Below are 14,336 nucleotides of genomic sequence, written 5' to 3' on the forward strand. Positions count from 1 at the left end.
ACGTCTTGCCCTCCAATCAACCGCTAGTGTAATCTAAAAAATAAAAGCATATTTTTATACTAAAAAACCGAACATATTTGATCAATCACTCAAATAAGTTCGGTTTTGTCTTAGGCTAAAATATTTTTGTCCCAGCCCCATTAATTTTATATCATCTATTAAGTAAACTGAGGCAAATCGATGTTAGCCTCAGTTTTACAAGTTATTTGCTTTTTTCTAAAACCGGTTTTTCTTTTATTTTATCTTTAAAGGCATTAACTAGCTCTTCGCCGGAAAGGCCTTCATTTATGAGTTGTTCAAGTAGGTTTTCGTGATAGTTGGCGTTCTTTCTAAAAAGCTCTCCTTCGAAAAGGATACTAATCCTTTCTTCCATCACAGCAACATTTCGGATTACTGCCTCAAATGAAGCAGGGTCATTAGTTGGCTTAGAAATCGTTGCCTGAATATGCAGGCTATCTCCACTTTTCTGGAATGCCTGAAATTTGTCTGGGTTTATCTTTGGAAGTAAAGCCTCAATCAGCCAATTTTCTTTCCCATATTCTCTATTAATGATTAATCCGTCCAGTAAATCTAATTGTTCAACTTCTTCACCATGGACAAGCGATAATGCAACCAGTTTAAACGTTTTCATCCTCATCCTCCAACAGGTATTAGTTTGTATTATTATAACATAACTAATGAAAAAGATACGGATAACAGAGGCATGTAAAGAAATTTCAATTTTGTGAATAATAATAGTTCATAATAAACGGTCAAGGAAGCAAAGCGATTTTTTCATAAAGATAAAAAGCAGATTTTCTTTAAAAAATTCCTATCAAAAAAGGGAAACCTTGATTTTACGCGGCGACTGGAAGCAATTATGATAACGATGAAACACGAAATTGATTGAAAGGAGGGAAGGAAATGATTAATGAAGTGGTACTTGTAGGTCGGATGGTAAGAGATCCAGAGTTGCGTTATACAAATGAGGGAACTGCGATTGCGAGTTTCCGGCTGGCTGTCAATCGAACTTTTAAAAATCAAGAAGGGATTTTTGAAGCAGATTTTGTTTCATGCACAGCATGGCGAAATCTAGCGGAAACTACCGCGAATTACTGTAGAAAAGGATCTCTCGTAGGTGTGACGGGCAGAATTCAAACGAGAAAATACGAGGCAAAAGATGGAACCACCGTATTTGTTACAGATATTGTAGTGGATAATGTTCGTTTTTTAGAAAAGAAACGGGATGAGAAGCATAAAACTTCCAAAAGTGAAGAACAGTCTAATTCGGTGAGGAATGATTTCACGACTTCTCCGCCACAGGCTAGAGAGTACCCTCCTTCACAATTTGCACAAAATAGACATGAAGCTCGTGCCCAAACTTCTGATTTTAGGTCAATGCAGGAAAATGTGCCACCAAGTCCAGGTGCCCCTGATAAAATAGGAGTTTAAGAAGTAATTAATTCTGTGATTACAAAGTATAGCAGAAGGGTTCCCCTCCCAATTCTGCTTTCGCCTTTCCACGATAAAGGCAACTTGCGGAAACAAGCTGCCTTTTCTAAAATTACTTATCAGAATCAGTAGATAAGTCCTCTATACCTCTCCATAGAGAAAAAAAATGCCTCTTTAAATCTCCAATCCATGGTGCCAACCTAAAAATGAGGGTTGGCTTTTTTGGTTACTTCAATCTTGTTAGAGGGTTCGATTCATGAAATATTAGACTCAGCGAGTTATTTGCTTCCCTTTTCGACAAAAACCCGGAACATACCTTCCTTGACTTTCCGCTCTAATATGTTTTGTTGTTATATTTATAGAGTGTTTCTTTGAAGGAAGGGTGCTGTTTCAGATAATCCAGATCTTCATTATTTCCGGATCTACTTGATCTTCTATTTGATATTATCGTTTGAATTCTTTAATATACTGCTCTTGTTCGTAATGATTGCCTAATAGATAATCAATGGAGACTTCAAATATAGAGAAAAGTTCAATTAAGGTCTCAATTGGGGGAACTTCCTTTGCTGTTTCCTATTTACTGATTGTGCTATGTACTCGGTTCAGCTGATCTGCTAGTTCTTGTTGTGATAAATTCTTTTGATTTCTAAGGAATTTAATATTTTTTGCCAAAATGGAAGTGTTCATCGAAATCGCCTGCCTCTATTTCTGCATTTCTTTTAACGTAATAGATAGAAGGTTGGTTAATTGTTCTCATTCGGAACAATTAATTCTTTTTTCTTGTATAGAACATTGTCGCAAAATGCATAAAATAGCGAATTTAAGAGAATAGGAAAGTATGACTGCGGAAACGTAGGTAAAAAGACTCATTGTAGTATTTATACTTTAAGAGAAATCATATTTGTAAAAAGGAGTGATGTTGGTGGGTTATCAATTAATGTCAGTGAACTTTTATCCAAGTAAGGTTAATAAATGGGAGGATGAATCTAAGTATGTTGTGTATGTAAAGCATGCAAAAAGTTATTCTGAGCAACGACTTTCCTTTTTTGATGCAATTGAATTATGTAAGGAAGAAGCCACTTCACAAAAAGAAAATTGGTATTCTATTTCAATTATGAGCAATCAGGCGGTAGAATTACATTTTCGTTCCATTTCCAATAAGCTTATCATCGCAGTAACAATCGACCTCTCTTGCTACCACCTTGATATTTCCTCTTATGTATGGTATCAACACCGAAAAGCATTCCTAAAAGTGAACTCACCTGAAAAAATAAATCATGACGTGGTTGAAATGCTTTTGAAAAGAATATTAATCAAGCATGATGGAAAAACAGCCTTTTTAACACTTAATGAATCTAAAGGTACTGCCTTTATTTCAAGAAAATAATCCGTTGTTAAATGGTATAAGGAATATGTATAAAGGACAAACCGTTACTAAGAAGTAATTATGGTGGTGGTGTCCCTTGCGGAAAAAAAATGTCCTTTATTATTTACTTTTGGTTTTAGGATGGACGTTAGTACTTTTCTATCTTTCTTCTATGTCTTTTTCAGAACAAACAATTAGACCTTACTTACAAATGCTTATCACGGAAAACCAATTAGAGGTTGTATTTTCGAAAATAAACATACCCTTTCTTAACAGTGAGATAAGTGTAGAGAATCTGGGAGCTTATGGCTTTTTAGAATATTTATTTCGAAAAGGTGCGCACCTCTTTTTTTACAGCATACTAGGGTATGTGATTTCACGTTACTTTATGAGCTCTTTAGGATATAAAAAGGGAAGGATTTTTGTTTTCAGCATGTTCACTCTACTTATCATTTCCATGCTTGATGAATATTTACAATACTTACAAATGGAAAGAAGTGGGCAATGGGCAGATGTTTGGCTAAATTGTATAGGTGGAGTAAAAGGTGTGTTGACAGGACTTGTGGCAGGATATAATCAAAAAAGACGTAGACAATCAATAGAAAAAGCGCAGACCCGTTTGTAAGATGAGAAGGGCTGCGCTTTTCGTGTTTTCTTTATCTCATCCGGCTCAGTGCCACGAAAAGTGAAGCAGCTCGTTCAGCTTCGACCAGCATAAGGCAGCTTTCAGTAGGAGGCTGGTCTTTGCCTCCGGAGGAAAGATGACTTATGTCTCGAGGAGCTAGCTGCTGCAACTAGACAAAGTTTGTACGTTGCTAAACGGGCGCCTTACGCTTTTTTGAATGAAAGTAATTCTTTTAATTCTTCATTATCAAGTTCTGTAATCCAGCCTTCGCTTGTGATGATTTGCTCATTCAATGCTTGTTTAGATTCAATCATTGCATCGATTTTTTCTTCCAGTGTCCCTGTTGAAATGAATTTGTGAACATGAACAAAGCGGTTCTGTCCGATTCGGTACGCTCTGTCTGTTGCTTGGTTTTCAACTGCAGGGTTCCACCAACGATCATAATGGATGACATGGTTGGCTGCTGTTAAGTTGAGACCTGTTCCTCCTGCTTTTAGAGAGAGGACAAGCACGTGGAATTTCTGATCCTGAAAATCTTGAATAAGCTGATCACGCTCTTTTTTGACGACACTTCCGTTCAAAAAACGTCCTTTCTCACCAAGAGTTTGCTCCAATGCCTCCATAATCATATTTCCCATGCCGATGTATTGCGTAAATATCAGACAGCTTTCACCACGCTGGCGAATTTGTTCCACCAATTCGACCAATTTTTCCATTTTACTAGAGCGCGTTAACAACTTACCGGGAGATTCCTCTTTTAAATACAAAGCAGGGTGATCACAAACTTGTTTAAGCTGACCTAGCATTTTTAATACTAGGCCACGTCTTTGGATACCACCAAGCTGTTCGACTTTATCCAACGTTTCCTTTACAAGCTGTTCATAGATGGAAGCTTGCTCGATAGTAAGTGGACAGTACTCTTTTTGTTCCTGTTTAGCAGGCAGGTTTAGTGCAACCTGCTCATCCTGTTTGGTTCGACGAAGCAGGAAGGGTTGAATGAGTTTCTGTAATTGCTGAATTTTATTTTTATCCTGATCCTTTTCGATTGGTAAGACAAACTGCTTTTGAAAAGCCCCCAACGAACTAAGGTAACCAGGGTTAATGAAATCAAAAATTGCCCAAAGCTCTGTCAGGCGATTTTCCATAGGTGTTCCAGTCATAGCAATATGATGCATTCCACTTAAGTTTCGTACTGCCTGTGATTGCTTAGTATCTGCATTTTTAATATTTTGCGCTTCATCCAGGCAGACAGTCTGCCAACCAACACTAGTTAACTCTTCTTCATCCATGTGTGATATCGCGTAAGATGTTAGTACAACATCAGCACGATGTATAGATTGGCGGAAATGAGTTCCCTTTTTTCGATTTGGTCCGTAATGTAGCATCACATGTAATTCTGGGGCGAATTTTTCTAGCTCTTTTTGCCAGTTGCCAAGTACAGAAGTGGGACAAATAATTAGAACGGGTGGCCCTTCGGCTTCTTTTTCTTTACATGCCAAGAAATATGCAATTAGTTGAATGGTTTTCCCAAGTCCCATATCATCTGCAAGGCATGCGCCAAACCCGTGTTCACGCAAAAATAACAGCCATGCAGCACCATGTTCCTGATAAGGTCGGAGCTCCCCGCGAAAAGTTTTTGGCACTTGAAAAGCAGGAATATCTTTATTTTGATAAAGCTGATCTAATAAATGTTGTGCCGAATCTGATACCTCATAAGAGATAGTTTCAAGAGAGTAACTGTCATTCTGAATCTCATCATTAGTCAGGTTGCTTCCAGCATTGCTTTTTAAGAGGTCTTCCATCCGAATCCCATTTTCTTCGGCTTGTTTCATCATTCGCTTAATTTCTTTAATGAAATGTGGGTCTAATACAACCCATTCACCTTTAATCTGGACTAGTCGTCGATTCTGTTCGACAAGGTCTAGAAATTCTTCTTCCGAAAGCTCGGTGTTTCTTGTGGAAAAGCGCCACTCAAAATTTACAAGAGATTGAAGACCAACAAAAGATGGAGCATGACCTGACTTTTTTGAACTGCTCACACGAGCCTTCACTTTTAAGCGGGAATCCTTAATAGCTTGCCACCATGGAGGAAGATGAATAAAGCTTCCAATTGCAAGTAGCTTTTCACTTCCGTCCACTAGAAATCTCCATGCATCTTCCTCGGTCAAGTACATCCGGATTTGACCATTTGAAAAGAGAGATGGAGAAAGCTGCTGCCACTTTTTAAAACCTCTATTAACTTCATTAATGTACTTTTTATAAGAGAGTGGTAGGGTATCTTGTTCCCAGACATACAATTCTTCCGATTCTTTATCCTTAAGTAAGGTTTCAAGTTTCCAATCTTGGTGCCCTTTTTCAGGCTCCAAAAGTCTTAAGCCTAACAAAAATGGGGTGTCATCCTTTGTCCAGCCGATATCCAAAAGCCAATCCTCTTCATCAAGATGCTCCACGAGGTTTCCATTCTGCATGGATGCAACAAGATCTCCTTTATAATTCATCCAATAGGTTTCTAAGTGCTCCAGATTATCATTATCTATCCAATTTCTCATTATTGCATCAATCCAGCTTTCTATTCGGGATTGATACGTAGGGAGTAAGGGATTAGTCGATAAGAACGCTTGCCCTTCTTCTGTCAGCGCAAAAGATAACTTCCCTTCCTGCCAAGAGGAGAAACGGGGCTTAAAGGCACGTTCTTTCAAAATGTGGGTGACCGGAGGAGCGAGAAGGCGATACAACTCCGATTGATCACACCACTCTAGTTGCAAAAAGGAGTTCTCCGTATTATTAGTAAAAAGTTCAAGCGCATCATTAGGGGTTAGATAAACCCCGGAAATACCGTCAAGAGTTCCTTCCTGCATAAAAGAACCAAAAAAAGTACCTTCGTGCCAGTTAAATAAGAGATGTGTATATCTTGCAGGTGGTAGAACAGAAGACTTGAGTTTCACAAACAGAAAGAAATAATTTTTTTCCTGCGAATATATGGAATTGGCATATAAAGCCTCATTAATCATAGCTGTATCTTCCCTTTTTTAGTTCTTCTTGAAAGGAGCGCAATCGTTTCGTTCTTTCTTTCAGTTGAAACAAATATTGAAGCCATACATCTTCCAGTTTTTCTTTTTTATATAGGGAGTGAAGAACATTCAATAAGGATGCTGCTTCTTTGTAGGCAGTCTTATTACGCTGCTCCAACGCTTTGTGAATTGCAGTGTGATAGAGTGGGAAAAGGGCATACGGGTCAGCTTTTTTTATTTGATTTAATTTGTATGTTTCCAATCCGTTAAGTTCAAACCCCATCCAAAGCTGGAGCTCCACCCATTTTCGAAATTCTTTTCTCTCAAATAGATGCCATTCGTATTCGCCATAGCTGTATGGCAAAAGAGTGCGTAACGCTTCTAAAAAGATGGCATCCTGCTTCATATGAAGGGAAAAGTCGCTTAACAACTTTAATAGGTGTTTTGTTAACTGCCTTTTTCGCTCATAGGTAGGTTCAGAATGAATATATTTTGTCATGATTGGTAAGGAAACCGAAAGCCAGTTTTCAAGTCGATTATTAGCTTTATGTAGTACTAATGCCTGAATCCAATGAAACAGATATGGTGCATAAACGTCCTCATATTCTTTTACTAATTTAAGGGCTTCCTCATCCCTCTTTTGCAAAAACAACAGATGCGTCTTGGCAAGTTCTGCTTGAAGGGAACGGTAATTTTCCAGTTCTTTTAGTTCAGTAGTCATCCAGTTTCTACGTTGAAATACGTCATTCCAGGTGAATTGATAGACATAAAACCATTCACGAATAAAAGGTTCTTCTTGTTCAAGCAATTCTGATCGAATCAGTTGCCTACTTTCATTTAAAAGAGAATCCAATTGAAATGCGATCGCGCTATGAAATAATCCTTTTGCTTCTTCTTCCACTATATCTACAAAACGATGAAGAATATCAGCTATATATTGATATGGTTGAGAATTGTCATAACAGGCTACTACCTTCTTCATACAGAAAAAGGAAGCATGCAATAAAAATAGTGGACGAATCTCCGTTTTCTTTGGAGCGACTAACCTAATCTTCGGAAAAAAGGCATGTGTCAATCCTGTTAAATACGTATTTTTTGTTGGAATAGCTTGTTTAAATTGCTCATGTTGATTTTCTAGAAATTGCAGCCAGCTTGTTAGTGAATCTTCAACATAAGTTGTTGATTTCTTAGGGTTTTCCATAGATAGTGGTGTGCTGTCACTCGTTTCTTTCCAGCTATCGATAAGGGATGCAATGGTTTTTGTTTGAGACCATATAGTGAGAAAGGATGCCAATTGATGGGCACAGAGATCATTTAAACCACAGGAGCATCTGCTCAGGTCTGTTATTTCTGTATCGATAAGCACGTGCTTGATCCCGTTATCCTGAATTTTCCCGATGATGCTTGTTTCTTCTACATAAGCATCAATCACATTACCTTGTCGAAATAATCTTAGGCCATGTTGTAATAGTTGCCTATTATTATTTGAAGAAAGGGGATATGTATTAATAAGCCATGTAGCAAAATGCTCCATTTAATGTCACCATCCAATTACATATAGCAATAAAAATAAGAAGAGCGTAAGCGCCTATAACAATCCCGACAAGCATAAGTAAAGTCAATGAATAGGATGGCTTTCACCTTTCGTAAGCTTGACTTATGACTTCAAGGAGTTAGGCGTTATACAATACATTCTGCTCATCCTTTAAAAAGTAAAAGGTCTACTTCATCTAGTAGACCTTTATCTTCTTACTATTATAGTTACTTTAACTTCCAGTTACAACCTCATGAGGTACCCTCTTATTCGACTGTAAAATCTTCTTCTGCTGCTGCATGATGATTCGTATCCGTGAAGGTGAAATGGATAGAGTAGTTTCCTGGTGGTAAATCTGCTGTCACTTCTTCGAATGAAACAGGATACTCTAATTTGTCTCCTGGTTGCAACATTACCTCTTTTGTAGCTTGGATGAACATAGCATGTGCAGAGAGTTGTTTGACAGTAGCTCCGGATTCATCAATGACGACATAATCATACTCTTGTCCGGATGAAAAATAAATTTCCGCATCTTCTTCCTTATCATTTGTAACAGTGAAAAGGAAATCTTTAGAATCATTAGCTTCCAGCTGCCCTTGAAGCTCTCCCTCTTTTTGATGCTCCTCTTCCAATTGTTTTTTCGCTTCATCTTTAGATTCATCAGGTGAATCGCCTTGAACGTTTTCTTGACCAGATTCATTCTGTTCTCCGTTATTTTCCTGTGAGGAATTACCCCCAGTTCCACAAGCTGTTAATAACAACGAAATTATAAGCAAAAGTAATATTCTGTTCATATTGCCGCCTCCATATACGTTGAATTTTAATCGTAGAACCGTCCATTTACTTCTCTATTACCACTATAAACAGACGTTACACATCTTTGTAAAGTTAGACGGAAAAATATATAAAAAGTTACAGAGGGGAGGTGGGCAAAGAGTGGGTCAAATGCCCCTTTTTGTAAATTTTTCACAGGGTGTACATAGAATAATAGTACAAACGGTCCGATTTTGTAGAAAGAGGTGGAAAGATTGAGGATTGTGTTAGATGCAGGACACGGATACAACACACAAGGAAAGCGTACGCCAGACGGAATGAGAGAATACGAGTTCAACAGGGTAGTTGCACAATACGCAAGAGAAGAACTGCTTCGTTATCAGAACGTCGAAATCTTATTTACGCATTCAGATGACAGGGATGTCCCTCTACAGGAAAGAACAAATAGAGCAAACAATTGGCAGGCAAGAGCGTTTGTTTCTATCCATGCCAATGCATTTGGCAATGGGGGATGGAATACAGCTCAAGGTATTGAAACCTACACTCCCACAGTTGATTCCCCGAACTCCGACCGCTTGGCAAATATGGTACACCGTAGGCTCATTCAATCTACTGGAAGAAGAGACAGGGGCATAAAGTCCGCAAATTTCCATGTTCTTCGTGAAACGAACATGGCATCCGTTCTATGTGAATGTGGATTTATGACCTTTTATCAAGAAGCACAACTGCTAAAAACCGACAGCTACCGAAGAACATGCGCGTTAGCCATTGCTGCTGGATTAGTAGAATACTTTAATCTCCAGCTAAAGTCGACACCCCCACCAACTACCCGAATATACAAAGTACAAGTTGGAGCATTCAGAGCAAAGGAGAACGCCGACAATCTTGCAGCAGAATTAAGAAGAAAAGGATTCAATACTTTTGTATTTCAAGAGCAAGGTTTATATAAAGTACAGACCGGAGCTTTCTCCGAAAAAGCAAACGCCGATCGCCTAGCGGCTACATTACGGGCGCAAGGCTATAACACTTTTATTAGTGTGTAGGATCTCCAATTAGGGGATTTCAGACTGTTGACAAACCCAAATTATTTGTAGACTTGCATTTAATTGTTGATCTTCGTTGCAGACGCTTCGCTTTCCGCGGGCGGTCCGGGAACCTCCTCGGGCTTGCGCCCTGCGGGGTTTCCCATGTCCCTTCCTCCCGCAGGAGTTTGCGCGTCTTCCACTACGATCAACAAGGGAATTGCATGGATTTAAATAAAAATGTACCTTTGTCTACACACTGGAATCCCCAATTAGGGGATTTTATTTTTGTATCCCAAAAAACTTACAATAAAACAGGAGAAATGTCCTTGTTTATCGAATGTATTAGTATATAGAGATATAAAATTTAGGGGGATTCAGTACGAATGGGGAAATTTACATTGGGGCCAAAAATGAGGAAATTCATTAATTTTATCTTTTTTTCATTATCGCTCCTCTTTCTAATCTATAATATCAGCATCATCGGATTTTTTTACCTATTAATTACATTTGGAGAAAGCCAAGGAACACTCATCTACTCATTAATAAGTGTTGCAGGGTTATTTTTAGTTCTCGTTCCGTTGGTTTTTCGCCTTACTACTCAAAGGTTTTACCACTTTGCACTTCTTGTGTTACATCTTTTCGCTTCTTTATTACCATTTATTATGAAAAATATGTCCGTGATTTTTGATAAGGTCCTATAGTCGCGACAAAGATTACGATTGATGTTTTACTTAGATAAGGTAGAATAAGGTAGAATAAGGTAAATAGAAAAAGTGAAAATGAGGAGACTGGACACAGTGAAAAAAGGAATGGTGTTTGCCATTGTATTTATGGTTGCAGGTCTTTCATTCATAGGATATGGACTGTTTGAAAAAATAAAAATAGAAAGAAAAACAGAAGCTGCCTTGAGGGATGCCGTAACAATCACAGCAAAAGTAAACCCAGAGGAAAAAGAGCGTCCAGTAAAGCCTGACGATTTCCAACCTGAAACAGGTGAAGTGGTTGGATTACTGAAAATCCCTAGACTAGAGGCAGAACTTCCAATTGTAGAAGGGACAGACCCTGCTGAATTAGAAAAAGGCGTGGGGCACTATAAAGGTTCTTCTTTTCCAGGAGAATTAGGCCAGATTGTGTTTTCAGGTCATAGGGATACTGTTTTCTTACGTTTGGGCGAGTTGGAGATCGGTGACAAGTTTTATGTCTTTATGCCATATGGAGAATATATGTATGAAATATATGATTCAAAAATTGTCGATGAAGATGATCGAACTGTCATAACTTTGCAAAAAGAACAAGAAGATTTAATACTTACAACATGCTATCCTTTCACCTTAACTGGAGCTGCTCCTGAGAGATATATTCTATATGCAAAACCAGTGAATTCAAGATAAGACACCTTTGGAGGTGTATTTCCGAATTTGTCTCTCGCCAAACTTTAATGGGTAGAAGTAATTTTTTTATTTAAAATTATCTTTTTCAAAACTGACTAAAAAGGAATATAGTAAATCAATTATCATTTTGTGGTATAGTAGGATAATTAAAACAAGTTTAAGTTTATGCTCCATTCTTGTTAAATAGTATTTAATGCCTTTTTCGACAAAATATACACGTTTAACAAAGCTTTTTATCATGATAATATTATGATAGACAAAAAGACAGATAGTATAAAAGGACTATTTGAATGGAGGAGATTTAATGATTGATATTCATTGTCATATCCTTCCATCAGTAGATGATGGAGCAAAACACATGACAGAGAGCTTGGAAATGGCAAGAGCAGCTGAGAAAGAAGGTATTACAGCAATAGTTGCAACACCGCATCATAATAATGGCCAATATATGAATACCAAACTAGATATCATGGAAAAAGTGAAAGAGCTTAATGGTCGGATTCAGAAAGAAGGAATAGATATTACCATTTTACCTGGACAGGAATGTCGTATTTCTGGTGAAATGCTAGATCAACTTGATCGAGAAGAGCTCTTGACAATGAACGATAAGGACAAATATATTTTCGTTGAACTTCCATCAAGTCAAGTTCCTCTATATACTGAACAAATAATATATGACATACAATTAAAGGGAATTACTCCTATTATTGTACATCCTGAGCGAAATGCAGAATTAATTGAAAACCCAGAAAAGCTTTATCAGCTTGTTAAAAATGGTGCATGTACTCAAGTAACAGCTGCAAGTGTTGTCGGGAAATTTGGGAAAAAAATAAAAAAGTTTGCAATTGATATGATTGAGGCAAACCTTACCCATTTTGTAGCGTCAGATGCACATAATTTAAAAAATAGAAGCTTCCAAATGAGTGAAGCCTATAAGATAATTGAAAAAGAATGTGGTTCGGATGCAACATATTTATTAATGGAGAACGCAGAATTGCTTGTTGAAGGGTCGATGATAATAAAGGAAATTCCAGAACGAATCAAAAAAAAGAAGCTTTTTGGTTTAATAGGATAAAAAAAGCGCTGACCAATGTATTGGTCGGCGCTTTTTAAGAAAATATGAAATGTATTTAATCCTAAGCATAGCTACATGTAATTAAATGCAGCTACGCATTAAGCTCTTTGCATAGGAATGGAAGTAATTACACTTTTAGTTCTGAGCAACATCTGAATCAAGCTCTAGATGCTGACGTAACTCACTGGAAAGTGTTAACCGATCTTCTTCGGAAACGATTAGATAATAGATATTATCTATCCTTGCATCCGTCCCGATAATTTGGTGTTGAGCCAAGTTATGGCGTGCTTCTTTATAATTGGATTGAATGTCAATCATTTCGTTAAAAGTTAGGTTTGTACGTACATTGTTGCCAAGGACGTCCAAAATGTCATCAAATTTTGTCACAGAAGAGATTGAAGCTCCTTTACTAATTACCCCCTGAATAACATCACGTTGCCTTTGTTGTCTGCCAAAGTCACTATCCAATTTCCGCATCCGTGAGTAACTAAGAGCCTTATCGCCATTCAATTGAATTTCACCTAGTGGAAAATTATGACCATCTTGACTAAACTCCAGTTTATTGTTAACTGTAATTCCCCCAACAGTGTCCACTACTTCTTTAAAACTTTCCATGTTTACTTGAATATAATAGTCTATTGGAATATCAAGGAAATTCTCGACTGTTGCGATTGACATTTCTGGTCCGCCAAATGCATAGGCATGGTTAATTTTATCATCAAAGCCTCTACCTATAATTTCAGTTCTTGTATCACGCGGAATACTAACCATATTAATGGATTTTTTATTTGGATTTACCGTCATTACTATCATGGAATCGGAGCGTCCCTTATCCCCAGGTCTTTCATCAACTCCAAGAATTAAGAAAGATAGTGGATCTTGATTTTTAAAATCAATTTCTGTGGTTCTGGGATTATCTCGTTCCAGTGGAGTATGCATGGAAGCAGCAGTATTTTGCAAAGATTTATAAACAGTGAAAGTAAAAATACCTACGCCGATAGTCGCAATTCCGAGGACACTTATTAATATTACAAACCATTTCTTTTTAAACATTTAACACTCTTCCTTCTTTTTTTATCATTAACTTTGATTATATTTGTAAATTGATTATTATACAATTAGAAAATACATTTTTTTCATTTTTCTGTAACAAAATTCTATTATTTTCTGCATTAATATTAATATAAAGGAAACCATTCTATTGAAAAAAAATTAAATAGTAGTATATTTGGTATGAGGTGGTAATGCATGAGAACGCTATTAACAGTGGTTATATCGCTATGTATTGGATCAATTATTTATGGTAATTATCATTGGAATCATAAAATTGGTTCCGCATCTGTAGGGAAAGAAGAAGAAATTACCATAAATAACAAAACGGAAACTACAAAGGATAAAAAAGAGCATACAAAAGTAGTTGGAGAAAATGAATATCCAAATCTCCCGACTGAAGTTTCAACCTTCCTTAATGAAAAAATGTCAGATGGTGAATCTGTAGAGTTGCTTGTAATTGGTTCAGAAGTAATCGAAATGGGAGAACGTCCATGGACTACCATTTTCAAACAAGAATTAGAGCGTGAATATGGTCGGTTTTTTAACATTACAATAAAAGCGATTCCAGGAGAAGTCACTACAAGTGATGTGATTGAGAGAGATCTACTATTGGAAAATGTAGATATTAGCCCAGATATCGTCATATTTGAACCGTTTCTTTTGGATAGTAATGGCTATATATTAATAGAGCACTCATTGGAGAATATTACATTGATGATTGAGAAAATAAAAAACATGAATCCTGATTTATTTTTATTTCTCCAACCTGGACAGCCAATTTACAATGCAATATATTATCCGGATGATGTAAATACATTGAGAACCTATTCAGAGGAACACGGACACCCATATATCGACCATTGGAGTAATTGGCCAGATTATCACTCAGTGGAATTCAAAGAATATTACATACATGAAAGCTTCAACCCAAACGAAAAAGGTCATGAAGTGTGGGCAGAATATTTATTGAATTTATTTATGAGTAAAGAATAATAGGTTTTTAAAAATGGAAAAAAAGCATGAGCTCAGTTAAGAGAGCTCATGTTTTTTT

13 protein-coding genes are annotated in these 14,336 nt (G+C 37.1%); 8 read left to right on the forward strand and 5 right to left on the reverse strand.

The features are described from left to right. Positions 1-202: 202 nt before the first annotated feature. Positions 203-631, reverse strand: a complete 429-nt coding sequence (locus tag LRP81_RS10735; RefSeq protein WP_230501275.1) for a YwpF-like family protein — start codon at positions 629-631, stop codon at positions 203-205. 272 nt (positions 632-903) lie between these two features. Between LRP81_RS10735 and LRP81_RS10740 the strand changes: the two genes are divergently transcribed. The 3 genes from LRP81_RS10740 to LRP81_RS10750 all read left to right on the forward strand — a co-directional run bounded on the left by LRP81_RS10740 (position 904) and on the right by LRP81_RS10750 (position 3,422). Further along, positions 904-1,431, forward strand: a complete 528-nt coding sequence (locus LRP81_RS10740; RefSeq protein WP_230501276.1) for a single-stranded DNA-binding protein — start codon at positions 904-906, stop codon at positions 1,429-1,431. A gap of 922 nt (positions 1,432-2,353) precedes the next feature. Then, a complete protein-coding gene (locus LRP81_RS10745; protein WP_230501277.1) occupies positions 2,354-2,818 on the forward strand; it encodes a hypothetical protein in 465 nt (154 codons plus the stop codon). Positions 2,819-2,894: 76 nt separating this feature from the next. After that, a complete protein-coding gene (locus LRP81_RS10750) occupies positions 2,895-3,422 on the forward strand; it encodes a VanZ family protein (RefSeq protein ID WP_230501278.1) in 528 nt (175 codons plus the stop codon). Between the two features lie 203 nt (positions 3,423-3,625). Here the strand turns inward: LRP81_RS10750 and LRP81_RS10755 are convergent, their stop codons facing one another. The 3 genes from LRP81_RS10755 to LRP81_RS10765 form a co-directional block, all read right to left on the reverse strand. After that, positions 3,626-6,433, reverse strand: coding sequence for a DEAD/DEAH box helicase (locus tag LRP81_RS10755; protein ID WP_451923573.1), 2,808 nt, complete (start codon positions 6,431-6,433; stop codon positions 3,626-3,628). Continuing rightward, positions 6,426-7,967 (reverse strand): hypothetical protein, encoded by a 1,542-nt coding sequence (locus LRP81_RS10760; protein WP_230501280.1) that lies wholly within the window; start codon positions 7,965-7,967, stop codon positions 6,426-6,428. The genes LRP81_RS10755 and LRP81_RS10760 overlap by 8 nt, the downstream gene beginning before the upstream one ends. Before the next feature lie 266 nt (positions 7,968-8,233). Continuing rightward, entirely contained in the window at positions 8,234-8,761 is a 528-nt protein-coding gene (locus tag LRP81_RS10765; RefSeq protein ID WP_230501281.1) for a BsuPI-related putative proteinase inhibitor, read from the reverse strand. 243 nt (positions 8,762-9,004) lie between these two features. On the opposite strand from LRP81_RS10765, the gene LRP81_RS10770 reads away from it, so the two are divergent. The 4 genes from LRP81_RS10770 to LRP81_RS10785 all read left to right on the forward strand — a co-directional run bounded on the left by LRP81_RS10770 (position 9,005) and on the right by LRP81_RS10785 (position 12,232). Further along, complete coding sequence (locus LRP81_RS10770; protein WP_317987065.1) at positions 9,005-9,784, forward strand: N-acetylmuramoyl-L-alanine amidase; 780 nt, start codon at positions 9,005-9,007, stop codon at positions 9,782-9,784. Between the two features lie 365 nt (positions 9,785-10,149). Then, on the forward strand, positions 10,150-10,467 hold the full coding sequence (locus LRP81_RS10775) for a hypothetical protein (protein WP_230501283.1): 318 nt from the start codon (positions 10,150-10,152) through the stop codon (positions 10,465-10,467). Between the two features lie 96 nt (positions 10,468-10,563). After that, positions 10,564-11,157 carry a class D sortase gene (locus LRP81_RS10780; RefSeq protein WP_317987063.1) on the forward strand — a complete coding sequence of 198 codons (594 nt, stop codon included), beginning with the start codon at positions 10,564-10,566 and terminating at the stop codon, positions 11,155-11,157. Positions 11,158-11,461: 304 nt separating this feature from the next. Next, positions 11,462-12,232, forward strand: a complete 771-nt coding sequence (locus LRP81_RS10785; protein ID WP_230501284.1) for a tyrosine-protein phosphatase — start codon at positions 11,462-11,464, stop codon at positions 12,230-12,232. 135 nt (positions 12,233-12,367) lie between these two features. On the opposite strand, the gene tagU is transcribed toward LRP81_RS10785, so the two are convergent. Further along, positions 12,368-13,285 carry a polyisoprenyl-teichoic acid--peptidoglycan teichoic acid transferase TagU gene (tagU, locus tag LRP81_RS10790; protein ID WP_230501285.1) on the reverse strand — a complete coding sequence of 306 codons (918 nt, stop codon included), beginning with the start codon at positions 13,283-13,285 and terminating at the stop codon, positions 12,368-12,370. Between the two features lie 195 nt (positions 13,286-13,480). Between tagU and LRP81_RS10795 the strand changes: the two genes are divergently transcribed. After that, positions 13,481-14,278, forward strand: a complete 798-nt coding sequence (locus tag LRP81_RS10795) for an SGNH/GDSL hydrolase family protein (protein WP_230501286.1) — start codon at positions 13,481-13,483, stop codon at positions 14,276-14,278. Positions 14,279-14,336 lie beyond the last annotated feature (58 nt).

The organism is Sutcliffiella rhizosphaerae, from assembly GCF_917563925.1.
Taxonomy (GTDB): Bacteria; Bacillota; Bacilli; order Bacillales; family Bacillaceae_I; genus Sutcliffiella_A; species Sutcliffiella_A rhizosphaerae.